The organism is Prevotella sp. HMSC077E09, assembly GCF_001814685.1.
In the GTDB taxonomy this organism is placed as follows: Bacteria; Bacteroidota; Bacteroidia; order Bacteroidales; family Bacteroidaceae; genus Prevotella; species Prevotella oris.
In genome coordinates this window covers 1-24,045 of sequence record NZ_KV817578.1, presented here as the reverse complement: position 1 = coordinate 24,045, position 24,045 = coordinate 1, and the positions used below count along the sequence as shown (strand labels likewise).

The following is a 24,045-nucleotide window of genomic DNA, read 5'->3' as shown; positions in this document are numbered from 1 at the left end:
AATACAAGGATGATGCCTTGAAATTTCGTATCATCAGAGTTTGGAGAGGATGTAGTCCCAAGGAAATTCTATGGCTCAATGATGTGTTTGACATTCATCGCAATGAAAAGATTATCAAACTAATCAAGGAAAAAGCAGATGATTACGACATGGAATTGAAGCAAAAGGCAGATAGTTTGATGCAGAATAACCTGCAAAATAAGAAAAGCAAATAGTGTTGAACACATAAACTTTAATAAGAGGGGAAATTTCCCCTCTTAATAAGTCTTTTATACAAGAAAATTTACTATATTTGCAAACAATCATATAATATTTATGGAAAGTCCAACTAATAGAATTAAAGAGGTGCTTATCGAGAAAGGGATTAAGCAAACATGGCTTGCAGAGAAACTCGGTAAGAGTTTCACTATTGTCAACTCATACGTTTGCAATCGTCGACAGCCAAGCCTAGAATTGCTATTTCAGATAGCAGAGATTTTGCAGGTTAATCCAAAGGAGTTGATTAACACCCCAGATGAGTAATAAGAAGTTTTTCGATTTACATCAAGAATAGAGTTCAGACATAATAAAAAAGAATCATGGCAAAACAAAATACAGCTGATATTGGATTTGAAAAGGAAATATGGAAAGCAGCAGATTTGCTTCGTGGCAATCTGGATGCTTCCGAATATAAATCGGTAGTATTGGGATTGATTTTTCTAAAATACATCTCCGATAAGTTTGAGACTAAATATCAAGAATTAGTCAATAATGGTGAAGGATTCGAGGAAGACCGCGATGAATATATGGCAGATAATATTTTCTTTGTTCCACAAGAAGCACGGTGGAGTGTGGTAGCAAAAGCAGCCCATACACCAGAAATAGGTACGATAATCGACAATGCCATGCGTCTTATTGAAAAAGAGAATCTCCGTTTGAAAGGCATTCTGCCCAAAAATTTCGCCCGACCAGAATTAGACAAAAGACGTTTGGGCGATGTGGTAGATTTATTTACCAATATTCAAATGAAAGAACATGGAGATTCCAAAGATATATTGGGACGCACATACGAATATTGTCTTTCTAAATTTGCAGAAGCAGAAGGGAAATTAGCAGGAGAATTTTATACACCTGCTTGTATTGTTCAAACACTTGTCGAAGTTCTGAAACCTTATCACGGACGAGTATATGATCCTGCTTGCGGATCTGGTGGAATGTTCGTACAGTCTGCTAAATTCATAGAGAGGCATCAAGGCAATATCAAAGATATTTCTGTCTATGGTCAAGACAGCAATCCTACGACATGGAAGATGGCTCAGATGAATCTTGCTATTCGAGGCATTGAAGCTGATTTGGGTAAGTTTAATGCAGATACATTCTTTGACGACCAACACCCCACATTAAAAGCTGATTTTATCATGGCTAATCCGCCATTCAATCTCAGTGATTGGGGAGCAGACAAGTTGCAAGATGATGTGCGTTGGAAATTTGGCATTCCACCATCGGGCAATGCCAACTTTGCATGGTTACAACACATGATTCATCATTTATCTCCCAAAGGGAAAATAGGTATGGTATTGGCAAATGGTTCTTTATCTTCACAGACAGGAGGGGAAGGAACGATTCGTGAGAATATCATCAAGGCCGATTTAATAGAAGGTATCGTTGCTCTACCCTCACAGCTGTTTTATACCACAGGTATTCCTGTTTCTCTATGGTTCCTCAATCGAGAGAAGAAACAGAAAGATAAAATTCTATTTGTAGATGCAAGAAACATGGGAACAATGGTTACTCGCAAACTTCGTGAGCTCCAAGAAGCAGATATAAAAAAGATTGCAGACACTTTTGATAAATATAATGATGGTACACTTGAGAATGAAAAAGGTTTCTGTGCAGTTGTAGCCCTTGGCGATGTGGCAAAACAAGACTATATTCTTACCCCTGGACGTTATGTCGGCATTGCAGAACAGGAAGACGATGGTATTCCTTTTCAAGAGAAGATGGATAAACTCACAACCGAATTGTCTGATTTATTTGCCCAATCTCATGATTTGGAGGATGAGATACGAAAACAGTTGGCAAGCATAGGTTTCACTATCAAGTAAATGACTGCATGTTCTTCCATATTATCAATTCATTAATATAGAAGAACATGAAAGAAAATTTGATTTCAGAAATTAGCAATGCAATGGCAGGTATATTAAGTGTAGAACAAATGGCACAACTCAATGGAGTATTATTGCAAGTAATTAGCAACTACTCCATTACAGCAGACGACGAGCTGATGCAAGAGAACAATGCATCTAACGAACGTCTGTTAGAGATATTCTTGTCAGCTAAGCAAGTTGAAGGTTGCACCACACCTACCATAAAATATTATGGCTCGACCATTAATCAGCTTTTCAAGAAAATGCCTAAAAAAGTTACGAACTATACAACAGAGGATATTCGTGCTTATTTGGCTGTATTTCAACGGAAACACAAATCGAGTAAAGTTACAATAGACAATATCCGTCGTATCTTTTCATCTTTCTTTTCATGGTTAGAGGATGAGGATTACATCATTAAAAGTCCTGTACGTAGAATACACAAGGTTAAGACAGGTACACAGATTAAGGAAGTCCTTACTGACGAAAATTTGGAACAACTGCGTGATAACTGTACAAGGGTACGAGATTTAGCCATGATAGACCTCTTGGTTTCTACTGGTATGCGTGTTGGAGAACTTGTAAAGCTCAATCGTGAGGATATAAACTTCAACGAGCGTGAGTGTATTGTTTTCGGTAAAGGTAACAAGGAACGTATCGTGTATTTCAATGCTCGTGCAAAGATTCATTTGCAGCAATATCTAGCAGAGCGAAAAGACAGAAACAAAGCATTGTTTGTGTCTCTTGCCAAACCACACAATCGGTTACAAATATCAGGGGTTGAGACAAGATTAAGAAAGATTGGGAAGCTTTCAAAGATTGTCCGTGTCCATCCACACAAGTTCCGTCGGACACTTGCAACTATGGCTATAGATAAAGGTATGCCCGTGGAGCAAGTACAAAAACTCCTTGGGCATGTTAAAATTGATACAACTATGCACTATGCAATGGTCAATCAAACAAACGTCAAACTCTCCCACCGCAAATTCATCAGTTAAATCAAAATGCAAACAGCATATCACACATATAGCTCATATCAACCGCTATTTCATAAAAATAGGCGGATAAATGATAATTTAGAGCAACAGGCACAGGCTTTGTTCAAATCTTGGTTCGTGGATTTTGAGCCATTTAAGAAAGGGAAGTTTATAGATTCAGAGTTTGGGATGATACCTGAAGGATGGAGAGTTGAAGAATTGGGAAATATAACAAACTCAATAACGGAGAAAGTTGGCAAGCGAACAGACGTAAAAGTTTTATCACCAGTCAACACTGGAGATCTACTTCTTTCAGAAGAATACTTCACAAAGCAAGTATATAGTAAAAACCTTGCGAAATATATTATGGTGGCGCCAAATGATTTTGCATACAATCCTGCTCGTATAAATATCGGTTCTATTGGAATGAATACATTTGATTTCAGTGGATGCGTTAGCCCTATTTACGTAGTCTTTAGATGTGAGAAAGAATACCATCATTTTTTTAACATCTTCAAAGCCACAAAGAACTTCAAAGAAGAAGTCAACACAAGAGCAATCGGAGGAGTAAGACAGACTTTGAGTTACAAAGATTTCTCTTTAATCAAGATTGTTTATCCGCCAAAAGAGGCTGTTGAGCAATTTAATAAAATTTACAGTCACATTATGACTTTGATTAAAAAAAATGTGTTAGAAAATAAAAGACTTCATCAAACAAGAGACACTCTCCTTCCTAAACTGATGTCTGGCGAGCTAAAAATTAATGATATAAACAACTAAATTCCCATTTATGGAAGAGAAGAAAGAACAACATAAGAAATCAATTCGTTTCTTCAACGACCGTGAAGTACGTGCCGTATGGGATGAAGAAAGTAATTGTTGGTGGTTTTCTGCAACAGACATTGTACGTGCCATTAACGATGAGCCTGACTACACCAAAGCTGGTAACTATTGGCGTTGGTTAAAACGTAAGTTAAAACAAGAAGGCATTGAACCCGTGAGTACTACTCACAACTTTAAATTTGAAGCACCAGATGGCAAGATGCGTATTGCAGATATCCTTGATAGTGAAGGAGTGACTTTATTAGCAAAGCACTATCCTAACAATCGAGCAAATGAGTTCCTTGATTGGTTTACATATAGTGATAATACATTAGATGGTCAAAGTCGAAAGAAAGCATATCAGTTATATGAAAGTGGTTTGCTGAAAAGTCTTGAGCCAGGCAGCATACAATGTTTACAACAGATTCATGCTTATCTCTTTGGAGGTCTGTATGACTTTGCTGGACAAATCCGCACGAAGAATATCTCCAAAGGTGGCTTTACCTTTGCTAACTGTATGCACTTCCCTGCTACGCTACAAACGATTGAAAGAATGCCAGAAAACACCTTCGACGAAATATTGGACAAGTATGTCGAAATGAACGTAGCTCATCCATTTATGGAAGGCAATGGACGAAGCACTCGTATCTGGCTTGATCTCATGCTGAGGCGTTCTCTCAAGCGATGTGTGGATTGGAGCCAAATAGACAAGAATGAGTATCTTTCAGCCATGCGTGATAGTGTGTCTGATAGCACATATATCAAGGCTTTAGTACTACCAGCTCTCACTACAAAGATTGATGATAGAGAAATGTTTATGAAGGGGATTGACTATTCATATTATTATGAACAAAATGATTGACGCTTAATATGGAAGAGTGGAAAGAATATAAATTGGGAGAAGTTATTAATATCTTAGACTATAAAAGAATTCCTTTATCTTCAGCAGAAAGGAAAACACGAGAAGGGGGATTTCCTTATTATGGTGCACAAGGTATTATTGATTATATTGATGATTATATCTTCGATGGAACATATTTACTTATAGCAGAAGATGGAGAAAATCTCAAATCCAAAAAGCAAGATATAGCTCAATTAGCTCATGGAAAATATTGGGTTAATAATCATGCTCATATAGTAGAGAGTAATGGGATATGTGACATTAGATACTTGTGTTATATTCTTAATAATATAGATTTGTCAGGTTACATAACAGGTTCGGCACAACCCAAACTCAATCAAGCTAATTTAAGTGCAATATCAATTATCCTACCCCCATTAAACTTACAAGAACAAATTGCTGATTTTATCTCTATGTTCGATAACAAGATAGAGCTCAATCAGCGGATAAATGATAATTTAAATTAAGATTAATTATGCAGTGGACAAGAGAATATATTGCAAAAGAACCAAGTCTTAGGACTTTTGAAACGCATATTTCAACAATAGAAAACAATGTTGAGATTAATCCTTCTTTGTGCGTTGAAGTAAGCAAAAGTCTGACAGAAGCACTTTGCAAAACAATTCTCACTAATCAAAATACAACGTATAAAGATGATATTTCATTTAATGGTTTAGTAAAACAGACCTTAGAACATCTTATAGAACAGACTGGAAAGGAAATAGTTGGTCTATCTGAACTATGCCGTAGAATTTCTACTGTCGCCCAATCAATTGCAGAGATACGAAATAATGCAGGATTTGCTTCACATGGTTTGGATGTTTTGCATCCTCAGATAGACAAATCACTATCCCTACTGATATACAAAACAACAGATGTACTCTGTGGGTTCATTTTACATTTTTATTTCAGTTATGCCCACCACGCTAACCAAAGATTAATTTATCAAGATTGCGAGTGCTTTAATGATTGGTTTGATGAAGAAAATCCATTAGAAGTAGGAGGCGTACACTTATCAGCATCAGAGGCTCTTTACAACTTAGATTATCAAGCTTATAAAGCTAACTATATAGATTATTTAGAATTTCTTTTAGAAATGAATGAACAATAAAAATACAATACAATGCCCTTCACAGAAGATAATTACGAAAAAGCACTGATATCCCTCTTTGAGGGAATGGGCTATCAATATTTGTACGGTCCAAATATTGAAAGAGACTACTATGTGCCATATTATGAAGCACAATTAGAAGAAAGTCTGCAAACTGTTAATCCAAAGAAGCCACATGCAGCTATTCACGAGGCGATTATCAAACTACGCAATATTGATATGGGTAGTTTGGCTCAGCGTAATGAAACTTTTACAGACTATTTGCAGCATGGCATAGAAGTTTCTTATTTCAATGGCAAGGAAATGCGCAATGAAATGGTTTATTTGATAGACTTTGAGCATACGGATAAAAACACTTTTCAAGTTATCAATCAATGGACATTCATTGAAAATGCAGAGAAACGTGCTGATATCATTGTATTTGTGAATGGTTTACCATTGGTGGTTGTAGAATTAAAATCACCTTCCCGTGAAGAGACGGACGCTTCAGAAGCATATCTTCAACTCCGCAATTATATGAAGGATATACCATCGTTGTTTGCTTTCAATATGTTCTGTGTAATGAGCGATATGGCTCTTTCCAAAGCTGGAACAATTACCAGCAAGGAAGATCGCTACATGGAATGGAAAACAAAAGATGGCAATTATGAAAGTACGGATTTTGTCGATTATGATACATTCTTTGAAGGAATATTTCAAAGGGATCGACTCTTAGACATAATCAAGAACTTTATCTGTTTTTCCAAAGAAGAAAAGGGGAGTGCCAAGATATTAGCAGGGTATCATCAGTATTTTGCAGTGAAGAAAGCCATCGAACGTACCAAACATGCTACAGTAAGTAATGGTAAAATCGGTGTATTCTGGCATACGCAAGGCAGCGGAAAATCATTGTCAATGGTTTTCTACGCCCACTTGCTGCAACAAGAGTTATCACAACCCACTATTGTTGTGATTACCGACCGCAACGATTTAGACGATCAACTCTATACCCAATTTTCTAAATGTAAGGAGTTCTTGCGCCAAACTCCAATACAAGCCTATAGTCGTGAGAATCTAAAAGAGCTATTAAGTGGACGAGAAGCTAATGGCATTATCTTCACAACCATGCAGAAGTTTGAGGAGTCTGACGAACCTTTGTCAGAGCGAAGAAATATTATCGTGATGACTGATGAGGCGCATAGAGGACAATATGGCTTTGAGGAAAAAGTCGACGCCACTACAGGTAAAATCTCTATCGGCACGGCAAGAATCATTCACAATTCACTACCCAATGCTTCATATATTGGCTTTACTGGTACACCTATTTCTACCAAAGACCGAGATACCGTAGAGGTTTTTGGCGATTACATTGATATTTATGACATGACGCAGGCGGTTAATGACGGTGCTACTTGTCCTGTATATTATGAATCCAGAGTTATCAATCTAAATCTTGACGATGCAACCTTGCAAGCCCTTGATGACGAATACGAGCTGTTGGCTGAAGAAGGTGCAACGACAGAACAGATAGAGAAAAGCAAGAAAGAGATGTCACACTTGGAAGAGATACTCGGTGCACCAGCTACCATCGATTCTCTTTGCCAAGACATTCTCAAACACTATGAGGAAAACCGTCAATATGAATTGACAGGTAAGGCAATGATAGTGGCATATTCGCGTCCCATAGCGATGAGTATTTATCATCGACTACTGGAGCTTCGCCCAAAATGGGCGGATAAAGTGAAAGTTGTCATGACGGGTAGCAACCAAGACCCAGAAGAATGGCACGACATTATCGGAAACAAGCAGTATAAGAAAGAACTTGCCAAACGATTTAAGGATGACAACGACCCGATGAAGATTGCTATTGTGGTCGATATGTGGCTCACAGGCTTCGACGTTCCCTCATTGGCAACTATGTATGTTTACAAACCAATGAGCGGACATAACCTAATGCAAGCCATTGCACGAGTGAACCGTGTATTCAATGGCAAAGTGGGTGGATTGGTTGTTGACTATATCGGTATTGCCAAAGCTTTGAAAGAAGCGATGCGTGATTATACGGGACGCGACAGAAAGAACTTTGGGAACCCAGACATCAAAGGCATGGCTTTTACAAAGTTCAAAGAGAAGTTGGAAGTGTGCCAAGATTTATTTCATGGTTATAATTATAGTAAGTTCCACACAGGGACAGATGCTGACCGTGCTAAATTAATCAAAGATGGTGTAAACTTCATGTTGGCAACCGACAAACAAGAACAACTGCCATTATATATGAAAGAAGCAGCATTGCTGCACAATTCCATCACTCTTTGCCGAAGCCTGTTGAATGAAGAGCAACGCTTCTTAGCTGCATTCTTTGAAACAGTGCGCACTTTGCTCTCCCGAATGACAGGTAAAGGAAAAGTTACGAAGAAAGAAATTAATGCTCGGATCAGTGAATTGCTGAAACAAAGTGTAAAAAGTGAAGGTGTAATTAATCTTTTCTCTGATGTTAAAGCCGAATTTTCCCTCTTTGATACAGCCTTCTTAGATGAAATTTCTAAGATGAAAGAAAAGAATATAGCTGTAGAACTGCTCAAAAAACTATTGGCGGAGAAAGTGGCACTCTATCAAAAGACCAATATTGTACAGTCAGAGAAATTCTCTGACCTGCTCAATCGCTCTTTATCCAACTATTTGAAAGGATTACTCACCAATGAAGAAGTTATCCAAGAACTTTTGCAGTTGGCAAAAGATATTGCCTCGGCTGATTCAGCAGCTAATGAACTTGGTCTCACTCCCGAAGAAAAGTCATTCTATGATGCCTTGACCAAACCACAAGCAATTCACGACTTCTATAGTAATGAAGAATTGGTAGCTATGACAAAAGAACTCACCGACTCTCTGCGTAAGAACCGCACTATCGACTGGCAGAAGAAAGAATCAGCTCGTGCAGGTATGCGCAGAATGATTAAACATCTTCTGAAAAAATATCATTACCCACCAGAGGAAGCAGCCAATGCATTGGAAACTGTCATCAAACAGTGTGAGCAGTGGACGGATAATGAACAAGAGAATTATTCAACAAAATCAGCCAAGCTATATGAAATCCACGATGGTGACATACTGATGGCTGCAGAACCATAAATTAATTAAGATTATATGAATACAGGAGCTTTATTTTATAAGGCAGATTTACATATCCACTCTTATGGAGAAGGATCTGGTTCTTTTGATGTAATCGACACATCAAACTCTCCACAAGCTATTGTTGAAACAGCAATAACTAAAGGATTGAAAATAATAAGTATAACAGATCATAATCAATTCTTGAATAGCCTTTATGCAGTTAATTATGCGAAAAACAAAGATATAGATATATTGGTGATTCCGGGAATAGAGGTCAGTACGACTCAAGGACATCTTTTGTTGTACTTTGACAAGCCTGATGATTTGCAACAATTCTATGGCAAACTAACTTTTAACGAGGATAAATCTCTTTGTCATCAAGGAATAGCAGAATGTTTAAATTTTGCAAACCAATACGGTGGAATTGGTATTCTTGCGCATATTACTCTTGAATCTGGTTTCGAAAAGACAATAAATCGCTACGGTCCACAGATGGAGCAAATCTTTAAATGCAAAAATCTTCTAGGATTAGAAATAACGGACAAAAGTGATGTTAACCTATTTACAGATCTTGATGATAAGCCAGAACATAAGCATTTGCTAGATTTATGGCGTACAACTTTAAATAATCAATTGCATCGTGATTTTGCAAAGTTGATGTCTTCAGATTCACATACTCTAGATAAACTAGGAAAAAATGCTGAAGGAGAAAATAGACTCACTCGAATTAAGATGCCGACATTAACATTTCGTTCTTTTCGTTTTGCAATGCTAAGTAGTGAATCTAGAGTTAGATTGGAAGAATGTGTACCAGAACAGCATCCCACCATTACACACATAAAAATAGAAGGAGGGCTTTTAGATGGAATTGATACAGAATTAAGTCCCAATTTAACCTGTATAATTGGTAGCAGAGGAGCAGGAAAATCAACACTTCTTGAATCAATACGAGAGACTTCTGGCAATTCTTCAAATTCAAAACTTTGTGATTCTGAGGTTTGGGCACAGAATATATTGCTTAGTTATTTTGATGAGGCAGGTCAAGAATTTTCTCTACGAAGAGAAAAAAATGCTTCTGTCATTAATTGTTCAGATCCCAATAATGGTATTACCCTCATTCCAATAGAAAGTTACGGACAAGGAGATACTGCTAGTACTTTGCAACATAGTGATGAAAACCCTAAAGTCATAATTGATTTCCTCGATTCTTTTTTAAACTTGGATTTATTGCATCAGCAAGATGAAGAGTATATCAATCTTTTGAGGTCAAATCAAAGCGAGATGAAAAAGTTGCGTATAAACTTAGCAGCATTACCTGAAGCAAGAAAAGCTTTAGTAAATGAGAAAAATAAATTGAAAGAATTAGAGAAAACGAAAGCTGCCGATATTGTAAAATTTCATAATGCTTTAATACAAGAAAGGGAATTCAGAAAGAGCTTAATAACCCAACTAAATGAACTTGTTAGAACATATAGAGAGATCTTGGGTGACAAGTCTCTGTTCAATGATGTTGCAGCTATGGACGATACTAAGGTCATTGTCGGGAAAGAATATTTTAAAAACGTGAAATCAATAGTAGATAATTTCAGTAAGCTTGTTACTCTAAAATCTACTGAACTAAATAGTGAACTAAAGAAAAAAATAGAAGAGCTAAAACAACAATTGACATTATGGGGCGCAAAAGAGCAAGAAATTAATGAGCAAATTGATGCAAAAAAAGTAGAACTAACTCAGCAAGGTATCCCATTTGACTTAGGTAAAATTAATCAAATATCTAAGGATATTGTTGATTATGAAAAAAAAGTAAAACGATTAAATGAATACCAAAAAAAGTTAAGCGAATTACAGAGGGAACGTAAGGAAATACTAGAAAATAGAGAGAATAACAGGACAGAAATATACAGGTTGCATCTTTCGTTTGCTCAAAAGGTAAACAGAGATTTAAAGTCGTCTATTGATGACTTCTCTATTTCTATTAAATATGTAGCATCGCGCTATTCTCCAGAGTTTGAAGAAGTCTTGAAATCTCTAATGGGATGGCGTACTTCTCAAGTTTCTAAAGCGAAAATTATTGCTTCAAATATTTCTATAAGTGAATTTATCCATGCTGTGAAGGATAAAAATATGGAAATATTTCGTAACATTTTATATAATGGAGAAAGGCTATTACAAGACGCAGATATAGAAAATATTTTCTTTAATATATTGGAAGAAAATCATTATGAAGATTTAGAGTGTTTATCATATGATGATCTTCCGCAAATAATAGTAACAAAATTCATACAGCAAAATGGGGTTAATAAACCTATTATAAAGTCGATTTCTCAGCTTTCTTTAGGGCAGCAACAATCCGTTCTATTAGGAATCTTGATGTTGTCAGATAGTAATAAACCTTTATTGATAGATCAGCCAGAAGATAATCTTGATAGTGAATTTATATTTAAAACAATTGTTTCGAATTTAAGGAAGATTAAAGAACACCGCCAGGTTATAATAGTAACACACAATCTCAATATCGCTGTTCTTGGTGACGCTGAACTCATAATTCCTCTTAGAAGTACTAGTGTACACTCTATAGTTGATAATGCTGGTTCTGTAGATAATTTAGATACTATAAATCAATGCTGTCAAATATTAGAAGGGGGAGAATCAGCTTTTAAGCAGAGAAAAAATGTGTATGGATTTTAAATATATAATGCAGTAAGCTGTAGCCATAATGATAAGGTTCAAGATGTTTTCTAATTGATACTACTCAAATTGAGGAAACATTTTTGTACCATAAGAATGTAATTCGCTGATTATCAGTATAGGATAAGTTTGAGGAAGAAAATAAACTTTCATCGCTTTGTGTGTAATTTCTTGTCACTATGCTTAGTGTTGATGAACAGATATAAGTTTCAGTGCATATACACAGGAATTCAGATACGGATGTCGTGTCAGAAAGTTGCGGATGGATGCGTGTTGTCGTTTCGTTTCATAGTGGTTACGGTGATTGTAAACTTTGTCCATCCCGCTCTGAAACCTTTTTTTATTTGCATATTCCAATATTTCTCACTACCTTTGTAGCTATTGCAGAAAACACCAAGCATAAAATTAATTATTACATGGACGACGAAATCAAAGACAACGAATATCTCAACGAGGACGAAAACATAGTCGATGATGCTCATTCTAACTACAAACCGGCCGATAGGTTCGATGCATCTGCGGTGCATCATCTTAGTGGTATGTACAAGAATTGGTTTCTTGACTATGCCAGCTATGTGATATTAGAGCGTGCTGTGCCTCATATTGAGGACGGACTAAAGCCGGTTCAGCGCCGTATTCTTCACTCCATGAAGCGTATGGACGACGGACGTTACAACAAAGTGGCTAATATTGTGGGGCATACCATGCAGTTTCATCCCCATGGTGATGCTTCTATAGGAGATGCTTTGGTGCAGATGGGACAGAAAGACCTGCTCATTGACTGCCAGGGAAACTGGGGAAACATCCTTACCGGAGACCGAGCTGCGGCACCACGCTATATAGAAGCGCGCCTTTCGAAGTTTGCTCTTGACGTAGTTTTCAATCCAAAGACCACGGATTGGCAGTTGAGTTATGACGGAAGAAACAAGGAACCGATCACGCTTCCCGTGAAGTTCCCGTTGCTTCTTGCCCAGGGAGCCGAGGGAATTGCAGTCGGATTGAGCAGCAAACTGTTGCCCCATAACTTGAATGAAATCTGTGATGCAGCTATCAAATACCTGCGGGGAGAAGATTTTCAGCTTTATCCCGACTTCCCGACAGGCGGTGCTATTGATGTCAGTAAATATAATGACGGACAGCGGGGCGGTGTGTTGAAGGTGAGAGCAAAGATTGAAAAGCTCGACAACAAGACACTTGTTATCCGTGAAATCCCATTCAGTAAGACTACAACTACGCTTATCGACAGCATCTTGAAGGCCATAGATAAGGGGAAAATCAAAGCCAAGCGCGTGGATGACAACACGGCAGCTGAAGTGGAAATTCAGGTGCATTTGGCCCCCGGTGTGTCGTCAGACAAGACCATGGATGCCCTATATGCTTTCAGTGATTGTGAGATAAACATCTCTCCCAACTGCTGTGTTATCGAAGACAACAAGCCTTGTTTCCTTACGGTCAGCGATGTGTTGCGCCATGGAGTGGACCGAACGATGGGACTTTTGCGCAAGGAACTGCAGATTAGAAGGGGCGAATTGCTCGAACAACTCTTCTTTGCCAGTCTCGAACGGATATTCATTGAGCAGCGCATCTATAAGGAAAAGAAGTTTGAACAGGCTGCGGATATGAACGAAGCTGTTGCTTTTGTCGATCTGAAACTCACACCGTTCAAGCCCGATTTCATTCGTGAAGTGACGCGTGATGACATTCTCAGACTCATGGAAATCAAGATGCAACGTATCTTGAAGTTTAATAAAGACAAGGCCGATGAACTCATTGCACGCATCAAGGCAGAAGTAGCTGAGATTGAACACGACTTGGAACACATGACAGATGTAACCATTAACTGGTTTATGTTCATCAAGAATAAATATGGAGATGAGCATCCTCGTCATACCGAAATACGCAGTTTCGACACTATCGACAGTGCAAAGGTGGTGGAAGCCAACCAGAAACTCTACATCAACAGGCAGGAAGGATTCATCGGAACAGGGCTTAAGAAGGACGAATTTGTTTGTAACTGCTCCGACATTGATGACATTATCATCTTCTATAAGAATGGAAAATACAAGATAATCAAGGTTGCTGACAAGATATTTGTAGGCAAGGGAATCATTTGGTTGCAGGTATTCAAGAAGAATGATAAGCGTACTATATATAATGTTGTATATAAAGATGGTCGTGAAGGCTATTATTATATGAAGCGTTTCAACGTGACCAGTATGACACGTGACCGTGAATACGACCTTACTGCAGGCACTCCGGGATCGAAAGTGAATTATTTCACGGCCAATCCTAATGGAGAAGCCGAAATCATCAAGGTTGTTCTTGAGCCTGATCCGAAGAAGAAACGCCAGAATATCTTCCTTGAACGCGACTTCAGTAAGGTGATGATTAAGAGCCGTGGAGCCAAAGGTGTCATCTTAACCAAGCAGAGTATCCATCGCATTGGACTGAAAAGCCAAGGACACTCAACGCTCGGTGGACGTAAAGTGTGGTTTGATCCCGACGTGAAGCGCATCAACTATGAGGAACACGGACGCTTCCTCGGGGAGTTCTTTGATGAAGACCGCATTCTCGTTATCCTTGATAACAATGACTTCTATATTACGAATTTCGATGCCAACAACCACTATCCGGACAATATTGTGAGGATAGAGAAGTGGCAACCGGATAAAGTTTGGACAGCTGTTCTCTTCGATGCAGACAATCAGGGCTATCCTTATATCAAGCGCTTCACGATGGATGCAATGGCAAAACCGCAGAACTTTGTCGGTGAAAACGCCAATAGCAGGCTCGTAATCCTTACGGATGTGCCATTCCCTCGCATCAAGGTAACCTATGGCGGACATGATGCAGCACGCTCACCAGAAGAGATTGACGCCGAACAATTCATTGGACAGAAAGGCTTCAAGGCTAAAGGTAAGCGCATTTCTACATGGCAAATCGGGACGATTGAAGAGCTTGAACCAGTCCGTTTCCCTGAACCGGAAGTGCAGGATGACGAGGACGAGGTTGAAGAAGAACCTGAAAATCTTGATCCCGACGCAGGAAAAAGCCAGCAACAGGTGATAGATGAATTAAATGGACAATTGAGTTTGTTCCCTGAAGATGATGCGAATAATACGAAATAACATCTTTTTGGCGGGTTTGATGTTATGTCTTTGCCCGTTGGTTTCTATCGCCCAGACCGATAAGGTGAGGGCCGGAGAACGTGTCATCACCAATAGTAAGATGATAGGGTGGGGCACAACAAACCTCCTTGATACGTATCTCAGTCCTGAAGAATACACGGGATTAGACCTCCGTTACATCAGTCATACGCTGCGACAACGTGAGGGAAGCCATATGATCTATGAGTTAATTCATCAAGGCAACATAGCCTATGTGAACAATCGAGCCAAGAATGGAAGGGAAATCGCAGGTAACTATAACTTCCAGTGTGGCCTGCATTATCTCTGTGGAGCATGGAAGTTAGGGCGTAATGAGTTGCAGTTGGAGGCCGGAGGAAATGCAGAACTCAATCTCGGTTTCCTTTATAATACGCGTAACAGCAATAATCCGGCTCAGGCTCATGCCTTTCTTAACCTGCTGCCGGTGGCTGCTTTGACCTACAATTTCCAAAATCCTTTCTGTTCAAGTGAGTTTCGCGACTTCCGTTTGCGTTATGAAGTGGGTATGCCTTTGGTGGGAGTGATGTTCTCACCTAACTATGGACAATCCTATTATGAGCTGTTTTCGAAAGGCAATTACGACCATAATATTGTGCCGACCTATATTGGAAATACGCCTTCTTTACGGCATTTCCTGACCTTGGATATCCCTCTTTGGCGGGCAACTCTCCGTATTGGATACCAAGGGGAGTATCTGCAAGCACACGTAAATAAAATAAAATACCACACCTATACGCATACTTTGCTGCTCGGTGTGACCAAAACGTTTAAGCTAACTCATGTCAGAAGATGAAGCATTTCCTACGTTCCATATTGCCTTTACTGCTGTTTCTTTGCGCATCTCTGCTGTCCGGTTGCATAAAGGAAGATGAGTTTGCCAACAATCCACGGGGAAATTTCGAAGCGTTATGGCGTATCATTGATGAGCATTACTGTTTTTTTGACTATAAAGCCAAGCAATATGGTCTCGACTGGAATGATGTTTACGCGCGTTACAGCAAGCAGATTACCGGTCAGATGACCGAAGGACAGCTTTTCGAAGTACTTGGGAACATGCTCGGTGAACTACGGGATGGGCATGTAAACATGTATACCAGCTTCAATATTGCACGCAACTGGTCGTGGCGTGAGAACTATCCGAGCAATGTAAACGACTCATTAATCAACCGTTATTTAGGCACAGACTACCGCATTTCCAATGGAATGAAGTATCGTATCCTTGATGATAATATCGGCTATATACGCTGTGCAACGTTCGAATATGGGTTGGGAAGCGGCAACTTGAATGAGATCTTAGCTTATTTCCTGACGGCACGTGGTCTGATTATCGACATCCGTAATAACGGCGGAGGAATGATTTCGAGTGCTGAAGAGCTGGCAGCACGCTTCACGAATGATGATATTCTTGTAGGCTATTTCCAGCATAAGACTGGACGAGGGCATAATGATTTCTCTGCAATGAAAGAGCAATGGCTGCATCCAAGCCGTGGTTTGCGCTGGCAAAAACCTGTTGTTGTGCTGACAAACCGTGGCGTTTACAGTGCTGCCAACGAGTTTGTGAAGTATATGAAATGCTGCCCTAACGTCAAGATTGTAGGCGACACGACCGGTGGGGGAGCTGGACTGCCCTTCAGTAGTGAATTGCCTAACGGGTGGAGTGTACGCTTCTCTGCTTGTCCTATCTATGATAAAGACGGACAAAGTACGGAATTTGGCATCCCACCTGATGTGCATGCAGGGCTCAACAGATTTGACTTCTTCAGCGGAATAGATACAATCATCGAACAAGCACGTAAGATATTGAAATAGAAATGTTTAGAAACATAAAAACTTTTCTTAAAACTTGACAGTGCTTTTGACTTATAATGTCTATCTTTGTCTTGGAGTTCTGCTGATAAGGCGCTTCATTAACTTAATTATTCCCAGCTTATGGACTACCGCGAAACAATTATTACCGGAAGTGACTTTACGAAGATGGGAGCTACTGAAACCAAGGATTATGTTGCTCATGTGTTATGTTTGCAAGGCTCGTGCAGCTTTATTTACAACGACAAACAATATAACATTCAGAAAAACAACTTGTTAATCGTTCGAGAACATCATTTATTGAAAGACTTCTCTCTGCATGGAAAATTCGAAGTAACAGTACTCTATATCAATATTCCTTTTATGGATTCGGCGGCTCCTGATGCCAATTTCGGTGTCAGAAGCACGTTGTTACTGATGGAAAACCCAATCTTGGAGCTGACCGAGAAAGAAGCAAAAGTATGCCAGGATGACATGAATGCCATTGTCAAGAGAGCCGATAACAGGTGTCATGCCTTTTATCTTGATGCGCTTGCCGTAAGTTGTTTGCAGTTCTTCTTAGACATCTTTCACTTCGAAGACCGTATTTACGGCCCCACACATGTGCCTCTTCGGTCGGCAAGACTTATTCGGGATTTCATCAAACTGTTGCAGAATGGTGAGTATAAGTTACATCGGGAAGTGGCTTATTATGCCGATAAACTCTTTGTCACGGCCAAGTATCTGTCGGACGTTTGCCGTACAGTTACGGGGCATCCTGCCAACTATTGGATACATCATTTTGTAAAGATTGACATTCGGTTGCACTTGCGTAATCGGCGATTATCAGTGTTGGAGATCAGTGAAAAGTTTAATTTCTCATCGCCGGCCCACTTCACCCGTTACGTACAGGCACAGCTTGGAGAGTCGCCTTCGGCTATCCGTGAGCGTTAGTGAACACACGAAACAGCCCCTTAAGTCATAGCGGAAAAGACAGCGTGCATAGCAGTCAGGATATTCAGTGAAATCGTTTGGACATTGCGCAAAAGCGTTAAAAAATCGTCATCCTCTTTTCGTTATCTCGGAATTTTATTGTATCTTTGCATCCACAAAGCGCTTGTGGCGAAATTGGTAGACGCGCTAGACTTAGGATCTAGTGGTTCATGCCGTGTAGGTTCGAGTCCTATCAGGCGCACAGTACAGATTGCCAAGTAGTTGATTATTAACTGCTTGGCTTTTTCTTTCTGTAAAAACAGATGCTGTTTTGCCGTTGTAGATGGCATCATTTCATTGCACTTGCTTTTTAATATTAAGGAAAAGGCTTGCAGATATTCCTCATGATTTTACTCCGATAATCGTTTGTTGCGCCTTTATAACGTGCAAAAAGTGTATGTTTGAATTGCATGAAATACGGCTGTTTTAGGGTATATACAGGAAAACTAATAATGAAAGGAAGACTGTCTTGCATTCTGTCTATTCCTATGCACTGTGTTTATTGATTTCAATATTTGTCAAATTAATTGGTCAGAAAAGCCATCCTTTTAAAGTTATGAATTAGAAAAAAAGAGGAGGAAAATGGCATGTTGTCTGCTGTTTTGATTGACTTGATTTTATGTTTTCGCTTTGCTGATTTTGTGTTTTCTGTCATTTTAGGATGCAATATGCCATAGTTTGGTGTGTCATCTGTAGCAGATTACGGGATAATTTGACGCAAATCACCCTGTAAGATGACTCAAATTGCAGTGCTTTTTCCTGTGATGTTATGAGATAAAAAGCAAGAAATGATGTAATTGATTGATGTACAGTTTGTTAGCAAAGAGGCTCAAAACTCGCGTATTTCCGACCGTTGAACTTTTATTTTGAAACATGCCCCTTCCTGTGCGGGCTATTGTAAAGAAAAATCAGTCTTTAGCAGAGAGGTTTTAAAACAAAGCATGCGAGGAAGAAAGTCCTCGCATGTATGGGGCTGTTTTGTTGTGAACAGTGTCCTTATGAAAGTAGTTGCAGCGTGTAGAGATACACGACAGAAGCAGGAATAGCCATGAGAGAAGAGTCGAAACGATCGAGCATTCCACCATGACCCGGCATGATTTTCCCGCTGTCTTTAATGCCCAATGTGCGCTTGAAAAGGCTCTCTACGAGATCTCCCCATGTGCCGAAAACCACTACGATGAGTCCTAATCCAACCCAACCGAGAACAGAAAGCTGTGAAATTTGGCCGTTTTCATTGGTGTAGTAACCGATGAAAGCAGCCACAATCATCACGAGAATACCACCTCCAATGCTTCCTTCCCAACTCTTACCCGGGCTGATGCGTGGGAAAAGTTTGTGTTTTCCAAACAGTGATCCGCTGCAGTAGGCTCCCGTATCATTAAGCCAAAGGAAGATGAATACACACAGTGGAAGCAGCATGTTGTAGTGACAGCTGACTCCGTCTTCCGAAAGTTCAAAGCCAAGAACGTTGATCATGGAGAACGGGAGGGCAATATAGAGTTGCGAAAGCATGGTATATGCCCAGTCGTTGACAGGGTCTTCCTGTTTCAGGTAGAGTTCGCTGATGAAGAGATAGACAATGGTAAGCAGGTAGGGAACAATGATAATGAAGTTTGATGTGATGCCCATTCGGATGGCTGCCACGGCCAGAAAGAAGTAGACTCCAGCCACTGTGCTGATGAAGCGATTGACCGTTACGCCCTTTCTTTGGTTCACTAATCCGGTGAATTCCCATACGGTCAGTCCGGTAATCAGGGCAAACAATGCCACCATTGTGCGTGGACTCATGAAGCCACCCACCATGATAACGACGAAGAGCGCACCGCTGATGGCTCTCACAATCAAATTCTTCATTTTGTCAGTCATTGCTATTGTTCTTTTCTAATGATGCTTGATGTTCAGCTTCAGCTTGCTTTACAGCATCGGGCATGTCTTCAAGTTTCGGCACATTGGCCTCATTTTCGTTGATAATCTCCTGTGCCCGGCTAATCCATGGACGCTTTCCGAAGATGCGTTCCACGTCTTCTGCATAGATGACCTCACGTGTGATAAGCAGTTCAGCCAATTCATTATGTCCCTTCTTATGTTCTTCAAGCATTTGCTTTGCACGTGCATATTGCTCGTTGATCATCTTCAGAACTTCATCGTCAATCACCTTAGCGGTGGTCTCAGAGTAAGGGCGTTGGAACTGATATTCCTGATTGTTGTAATAGCAGATGTTAGGTAATCGGTCGCTCATACCGGCATAAGCAATCATGCCATAGGCACTCTTGGTGGCACGTTCGAGGTCGTTCATCGCGCCTGTTGAGATATGTCCGGTGAACAACTCCTCTGCAGCACGGCCTCCAAGCAGTGCACACATCTCGTCGAGCATTTGCTCTTTGGTCGTGATCTGGCGTTCTTCGGGCAGATACCACGCTGCACCAAGGGCCTGACCACGAGGAACTATGCTCACCTTTACAAGCGGATTGGCATGTTCACAGAACCAGCTGATCGTGGCATGCCCGGCTTCATGCAATGCGATAGAACGCTTCTCGGCAGCTGTCATCACCTTGGTTTTCTTCTCTAAACCACCGATGATGCGGTCAACGGCATCAAGGAAGTCTTGCTTGCAGACCGTCTTGCTGTTATGACGGGCAGCAATCAGTGCTGCTTCATTACAAACATTGGCGATGTCGGCACCCGAAAAGCCAGGTGTTTGGCGTGCAAGGAAGTCGATATCAAGGCTGTTATCCACCTTCAGAGGACGCAGATGGACTTTGAAAATGGCCTTACGTTCAGTCAAATCCGGCAGATCTACGTTGATCTGACGGTCGAAACGACCTGCACGAAGCAAGGCTTTGTCGAGCATATCTGCACGGTTTGTGGCTGCCAGAACAATGACTCCACTGTTTGTTCCGAAACCATCCATCTCTGTCAATAAGGCATTCAGCGTGTTCTCTCGCTCGTCATTACCGCCCATAGAGGGGTTTTTGCTGCGGGCACGGCCTACGGCATCAATCTCATCTATAAAGATAATACATGGTGATTTGTCTTTAGCTTGCGAGAAAACGTCACGAACTCGACTTGCTCCAACACCGACAAACATCTCAACAAAGTCTGAACCGCTCATAGAGAAGAATGGAACTCCGGCTTCACCTGCCACAGCTTTGGCCAGCAAAGTCTTGCCGGTACCCGGTGGTCCGACGAGTAATGCACCCTTAGGTATCTTTCCTCCGAGCTCAGTATACTTCTGGGGATTCTTCAAGAACTCTACAATTTCCTGCACTTCTTGCTTTGCTCCCTCCTGTCCGGCTACGTCTTTGAATGTTATCCCGAGGTCGTTGGCTTTCTCATACAGCTTGGCTTTACTCTTGCCTACACTGAAAATGCCACCTCCTCCGCCTACATTTCCACCGCCACTCATGCGGCGCATAATCCAGAGCGAGAACAAGATAAGGAGTAAGAGCGGCCCAAATTGGAATAGAAGTCCGTTGAAAATACTGCTCCCGGAGTCGTTGTCATAACTGAAATCGACTATTTTTCCAGCCTTTTGTTCGTAAGTAAGGAACTTCTCAAGCTCGTCGACAGAACCAAAAGCCACATTGACATAAGGGCGTGTTCCTACCTGCTTGGCATTCATGTGGAATACATCTTGAATATGTTTTGGTGCAACATACATCTTCAGCGTGCTTTTTTCCTTGTTCACAACAACGCTGGTTGCATAGCCTTTTGCCACATATTGCTTGAATTTTGCATATGAAGCTTCTTGATTAGCTCCGTCTCTGGCGAGCATGTTCCCGCCTCCAGAGAGCAGGAATACGCCTGCAACGATGGCCACAAGCAAGTAGATCCAGTTCATATTGAACCGTGGCATCTTAGGCTCATTGCCTTTATCTCTGTTATTTAAGAAGTTCTTTTTTTCGTTCATGTTATAGTATGCATTTCTGATTTATATGGAAACTGTGCTATCAAATTACATGCCAAACGTCTAATCGAGATTTGGAATATTTGTTAATTTGGCATCTTCCCACAGGTTTTCAAGGTTATAATATTCGCGTGTTTCAGGCATGAAGATATGCACGAGCACGTCAGAATAGTCAATAGCTACCCATTGATTGTTGCCGAGTCCGGCCACATTGATAGGTTTTTCCTTTAAGTCTTCACGAACAGTATCGCTGATTGAGCCTGCAATGGCCTCTATCTGTGTCGGTGAGTTGCCTTGACAGATAATGAAATATTTGGCAATAGCCCCGTCAATATGTTTCAGATTGATAATTGTAATGTCCTTACCTTTCTTCTCTTGTATGCCTTTTGTGATGGTCTCAACCAACTTTTCTGTTGTTTCCATGAATGGATTTGCTTTTTAATGTATGTAATAATAGTGTATCAGGGACAAAGGTACATAATTTCAAGCTATATTACTCATAAAGCAAAGTCTATTTTTAAGTTTCGCTGTTTTTTATGAAAAAAAGTGCCGAAAAGTTTTGATGGTTCAGAGAAATGCACTACCTTTGCATGCGAAAATCGGGAGTAAAGCCGATGAGTCAATTGAAATCTTGGGATATGGTGTAATGGTAACACTACAGATTCTGGTCCTGTCATTCCTGGTTCGAGTCCGGGTATCCCAACAAAAAGAAAGCTAAATGGTTTGAAAATCATTTAGCTTTTTTGTTTATATGAAGTTTTTTGTGTGACAGAATGCTTTTTCTTTCTCCACAAGTTCAGTTGATAAAAGGTTCAATCCGCATGGAGTTCCCCAATCGTTATGGTGTATTCGCTCATGAAACTGCAGCCGGGGAGCAGCTTATTCATAAGATATTTATCTTTAAACTCGCCTTCAAACTCTACCCAGTCAGCAATTCCATACCACGGTTCGATGCAGACAAAGGGGGCATTCTTGCCGTAAGGACTCCATATCCCGATAGCAGGTGTCTTGAAATCAACGGTTACTTCGGGCTTGTTTTCTTTGTTCAGAAGGCTCACTTTGTGGAGTTGACTGTGGTCAAAGATAATGGCATCGTCTTTGAAACTCTCTTCTGTAAACTCGAATATGCCGTTTTCGGTGGTCACAGTGTGGTGTTCCGGCACGATACAACCCTTCACATTACCGAATATCCGGCGTGGTTCGGCCTCATCAAAACGTAGTCGTCCGTGCAAGGGTTCACCCACTTTGAGGTCGGGAACATTGAAAGCGGGATGTCCTCCAATCTGGAAATAAATCTCTTTTCGGTCTGTATTTTCCACATGCCACACCACCTTTATCCTGTTTCCAACAAGTTTATAACTGATAGCCAGATTGAAATGGAAAGGATAAACCTTAAGCGTTTCGGCAGTATCGTGCAGTGCATAGACCGCTTTTTGTTCGCTCTGGGCCACTAAAGTGAAATCAGTGTCGCGCGCAAAGCCATGTCGTGACATGGAATATTCCTTGCCGTTGATGCGGAAAGTGTCATTCCACAGTCCGCAGACAATGGGGAAAAGGATAGGCGAATGACGCCCCCACTTGTCGGGATTGGCTTGCCAGAGGTATTCTTTCCCATTGGCATCCTTGATGCTCTGCAATTCTGCACCATGAGCAGAAAGGCTCACGGTCAGGTGTTCGTTCTTGATTTGTTCCATGATATGTTTCTTTAAGAATGATATAGCAAAGGTAATAAAATTATCTGATGATGTGCCGTTAAGTGGCTTATAAAGTTTATCGACAAAATAATTTGCCGTTTTTCTTTCGGTTGTCTCCTATTTGAACTACCTTTGCAAGAAACAAAAAGAAAGATAAAATGGTAGACTTTGCACATTTCAATGCGTCGGGCGAGTATCGCCGCGAAGAGCTGATAAGAGCCATAGAGCACGCTGTTGAGCAGCTTACACAGGGTGAACTCGAGGCTTTGTATTATGACATGCTGACCAAAGGATTGATTTGTGAATAGTCGGTCTTAGGGTTTTGTCTGGCGAAATGAATGAGAAAATCTCATATCATTCGGCATGACAGATTATATGTTAATTTTTATCACAGGACTTTACAATTGCTCTCGTAGATTTTGTAAATTCAGAAATAAAGTCATCCTCGCTTCAAATACGCGCTGTATTTTGATAGTTTGTAACGTGCTGACATTCAGTTTGTTGTGAAAGAAGATGCAAAATGCAGCGTAAAATCACGTTAGAAAACGCTGTGATTTGCGTCAAATTACTTTGCAATCTGCGTCAAGTCACCATGTGTTTTGCATCATCATGCGCTGTAAAGGCAGTCATATTGCGGGCTGAAATGACTGAGATTGCAAATCCAAAGGATAAAAAAGAGGGTATCGAGACTATAAAATGGCTTCACACTCACGTTGAAGACAGCTTCCCATTTCTATTTAGTCGCAGGAAAAAGTGCAGTTTAAATTAGTAAATGCGACAGTCT

At 40.4% G+C, this 24,045-nt stretch carries 18 protein-coding genes, 2 tRNA genes and 1 pseudogene; 17 read left to right on the top strand and 4 right to left on the bottom strand.

What is annotated here, in order from left to right; translation table 11 throughout:
• The 15 genes and pseudogenes from HMPREF2983_RS09725 to HMPREF2983_RS09655 form a co-directional block, all read left to right on the top strand.
• A pseudogene (locus HMPREF2983_RS09725) lies at positions 1 to 215 on the top strand (hypothetical protein); the annotation flags it as partial.
• A gap of 100 nt (positions 216 to 315) precedes the next feature.
• The gene (locus HMPREF2983_RS09720) at positions 316 to 522 is read left to right on the top strand and encodes a helix-turn-helix domain-containing protein (RefSeq protein ID WP_004362600.1); all 207 of its coding nucleotides are present in this window, start codon (positions 316 to 318) and stop codon (positions 520 to 522) included.
• Between the two features lie 56 nt (positions 523 to 578).
• A complete protein-coding gene (locus tag HMPREF2983_RS09715) occupies positions 579 to 2,084 on the top strand; it encodes a type I restriction-modification system subunit M (RefSeq protein ID WP_070667946.1) in 1,506 nt (501 codons plus the stop codon).
• A gap of 47 nt (positions 2,085 to 2,131) precedes the next feature.
• Positions 2,132 to 3,124, top strand: coding sequence for a site-specific tyrosine recombinase/integron integrase (xerA, locus tag HMPREF2983_RS09710; protein WP_070667944.1), 993 nt, complete (start codon positions 2,132 to 2,134; stop codon positions 3,122 to 3,124).
• Positions 3,125 to 3,130: 6 nt separating this feature from the next.
• Positions 3,131 to 3,883 carry a restriction endonuclease subunit S gene (locus tag HMPREF2983_RS09705; RefSeq protein WP_070667942.1) on the top strand — a complete coding sequence of 251 codons (753 nt, stop codon included), beginning with the start codon at positions 3,131 to 3,133 and terminating at the stop codon, positions 3,881 to 3,883.
• A gap of 10 nt (positions 3,884 to 3,893) precedes the next feature.
• The gene (gene fic, locus HMPREF2983_RS09700) at positions 3,894 to 4,787 is read left to right on the top strand and encodes a protein adenylyltransferase Fic (RefSeq protein WP_070667940.1); all 894 of its coding nucleotides are present in this window, start codon (positions 3,894 to 3,896) and stop codon (positions 4,785 to 4,787) included.
• Between the two features lie 8 nt (positions 4,788 to 4,795).
• Complete coding sequence (locus HMPREF2983_RS09695; protein WP_070667938.1) at positions 4,796 to 5,293, top strand: restriction endonuclease subunit S; 498 nt, start codon at positions 4,796 to 4,798, stop codon at positions 5,291 to 5,293.
• An 8-nt stretch (positions 5,294 to 5,301) separates the two neighbouring features.
• Entirely contained in the window at positions 5,302 to 5,937 is a 636-nt protein-coding gene (locus HMPREF2983_RS09690; RefSeq protein WP_070667935.1) for an abortive infection family protein, read from the top strand.
• A 12-nt stretch (positions 5,938 to 5,949) separates the two neighbouring features.
• A complete protein-coding gene (locus tag HMPREF2983_RS09685; protein ID WP_070667933.1) occupies positions 5,950 to 9,045 on the top strand; it encodes a type I restriction endonuclease subunit R in 3,096 nt (1,031 codons plus the stop codon).
• Positions 9,046 to 9,060: 15 nt separating this feature from the next.
• Positions 9,061 to 11,715: a TrlF family AAA-like ATPase gene (locus HMPREF2983_RS09680; RefSeq protein WP_070667931.1), complete on the top strand. Its 2,655-nt coding sequence runs from the start codon at positions 9,061 to 9,063 to the stop codon at positions 11,713 to 11,715.
• A gap of 416 nt (positions 11,716 to 12,131) precedes the next feature.
• Positions 12,132 to 14,843 carry a DNA gyrase/topoisomerase IV subunit A gene (locus tag HMPREF2983_RS09675; RefSeq protein WP_070667929.1) on the top strand — a complete coding sequence of 904 codons (2,712 nt, stop codon included), beginning with the start codon at positions 12,132 to 12,134 and terminating at the stop codon, positions 14,841 to 14,843.
• The gene (locus HMPREF2983_RS09670) at positions 14,824 to 15,675 is read left to right on the top strand and encodes a DUF3316 domain-containing protein (protein WP_210400382.1); all 852 of its coding nucleotides are present in this window, start codon (positions 14,824 to 14,826) and stop codon (positions 15,673 to 15,675) included. The genes HMPREF2983_RS09675 and HMPREF2983_RS09670 overlap by 20 nt, the downstream gene beginning before the upstream one ends.
• Positions 15,672 to 16,691 carry a S41 family peptidase gene (locus HMPREF2983_RS09665; RefSeq protein ID WP_070667925.1) on the top strand — a complete coding sequence of 340 codons (1,020 nt, stop codon included), beginning with the start codon at positions 15,672 to 15,674 and terminating at the stop codon, positions 16,689 to 16,691. The genes HMPREF2983_RS09670 and HMPREF2983_RS09665 overlap by 4 nt, the downstream gene beginning before the upstream one ends.
• A 120-nt stretch (positions 16,692 to 16,811) precedes the next feature.
• Entirely contained in the window at positions 16,812 to 17,621 is an 810-nt protein-coding gene (locus tag HMPREF2983_RS09660; RefSeq protein ID WP_070667924.1) for a helix-turn-helix domain-containing protein, read from the top strand.
• Between the two features lie 159 nt (positions 17,622 to 17,780).
• Positions 17,781 to 17,862 (top strand) — tRNA-Leu (locus tag HMPREF2983_RS09655).
• 794 nt (positions 17,863 to 18,656) lie between these two features.
• On the opposite strand, the gene HMPREF2983_RS09650 is transcribed toward HMPREF2983_RS09655, so the two are convergent.
• From HMPREF2983_RS09650 to rsfS, 3 genes are read right to left on the bottom strand one after another with little or no spacing between them, the layout of a single operon-like run.
• Positions 18,657 to 19,526, bottom strand: a complete 870-nt coding sequence (locus HMPREF2983_RS09650; protein WP_039873916.1) for a phosphatidate cytidylyltransferase — start codon at positions 19,524 to 19,526, stop codon at positions 18,657 to 18,659.
• Complete coding sequence (ftsH, locus tag HMPREF2983_RS09645) at positions 19,519 to 21,570, bottom strand: ATP-dependent zinc metalloprotease FtsH (protein ID WP_070667923.1); 2,052 nt, start codon at positions 21,568 to 21,570, stop codon at positions 19,519 to 19,521. Before ftsH ends, HMPREF2983_RS09650 begins: the two co-directional genes overlap by 8 nt.
• A gap of 60 nt (positions 21,571 to 21,630) precedes the next feature.
• Positions 21,631 to 21,990, bottom strand: a complete 360-nt coding sequence (gene rsfS / locus HMPREF2983_RS09640; protein WP_004375660.1) for a ribosome silencing factor — start codon at positions 21,988 to 21,990, stop codon at positions 21,631 to 21,633.
• A 209-nt stretch (positions 21,991 to 22,199) separates the two neighbouring features.
• On the opposite strand from rsfS, the gene HMPREF2983_RS09635 reads away from it, so the two are divergent.
• Positions 22,200 to 22,270: transfer RNA gene (locus HMPREF2983_RS09635), tRNA-Gln, on the top strand.
• 109 nt (positions 22,271 to 22,379) lie between these two features.
• Here HMPREF2983_RS09635 and HMPREF2983_RS09630 read toward each other — a convergent pair.
• Complete coding sequence (locus HMPREF2983_RS09630) at positions 22,380 to 23,261, bottom strand: aldose 1-epimerase family protein (protein ID WP_070667922.1); 882 nt, start codon at positions 23,259 to 23,261, stop codon at positions 22,380 to 22,382.
• A gap of 158 nt (positions 23,262 to 23,419) precedes the next feature.
• Between HMPREF2983_RS09630 and HMPREF2983_RS14045 the strand changes: the two genes are divergently transcribed.
• Positions 23,420 to 23,569, top strand: coding sequence for a hypothetical protein (locus HMPREF2983_RS14045; RefSeq protein WP_004375658.1), 150 nt, complete (start codon positions 23,420 to 23,422; stop codon positions 23,567 to 23,569).
• Positions 23,570 to 24,045 lie beyond the last annotated feature (476 nt).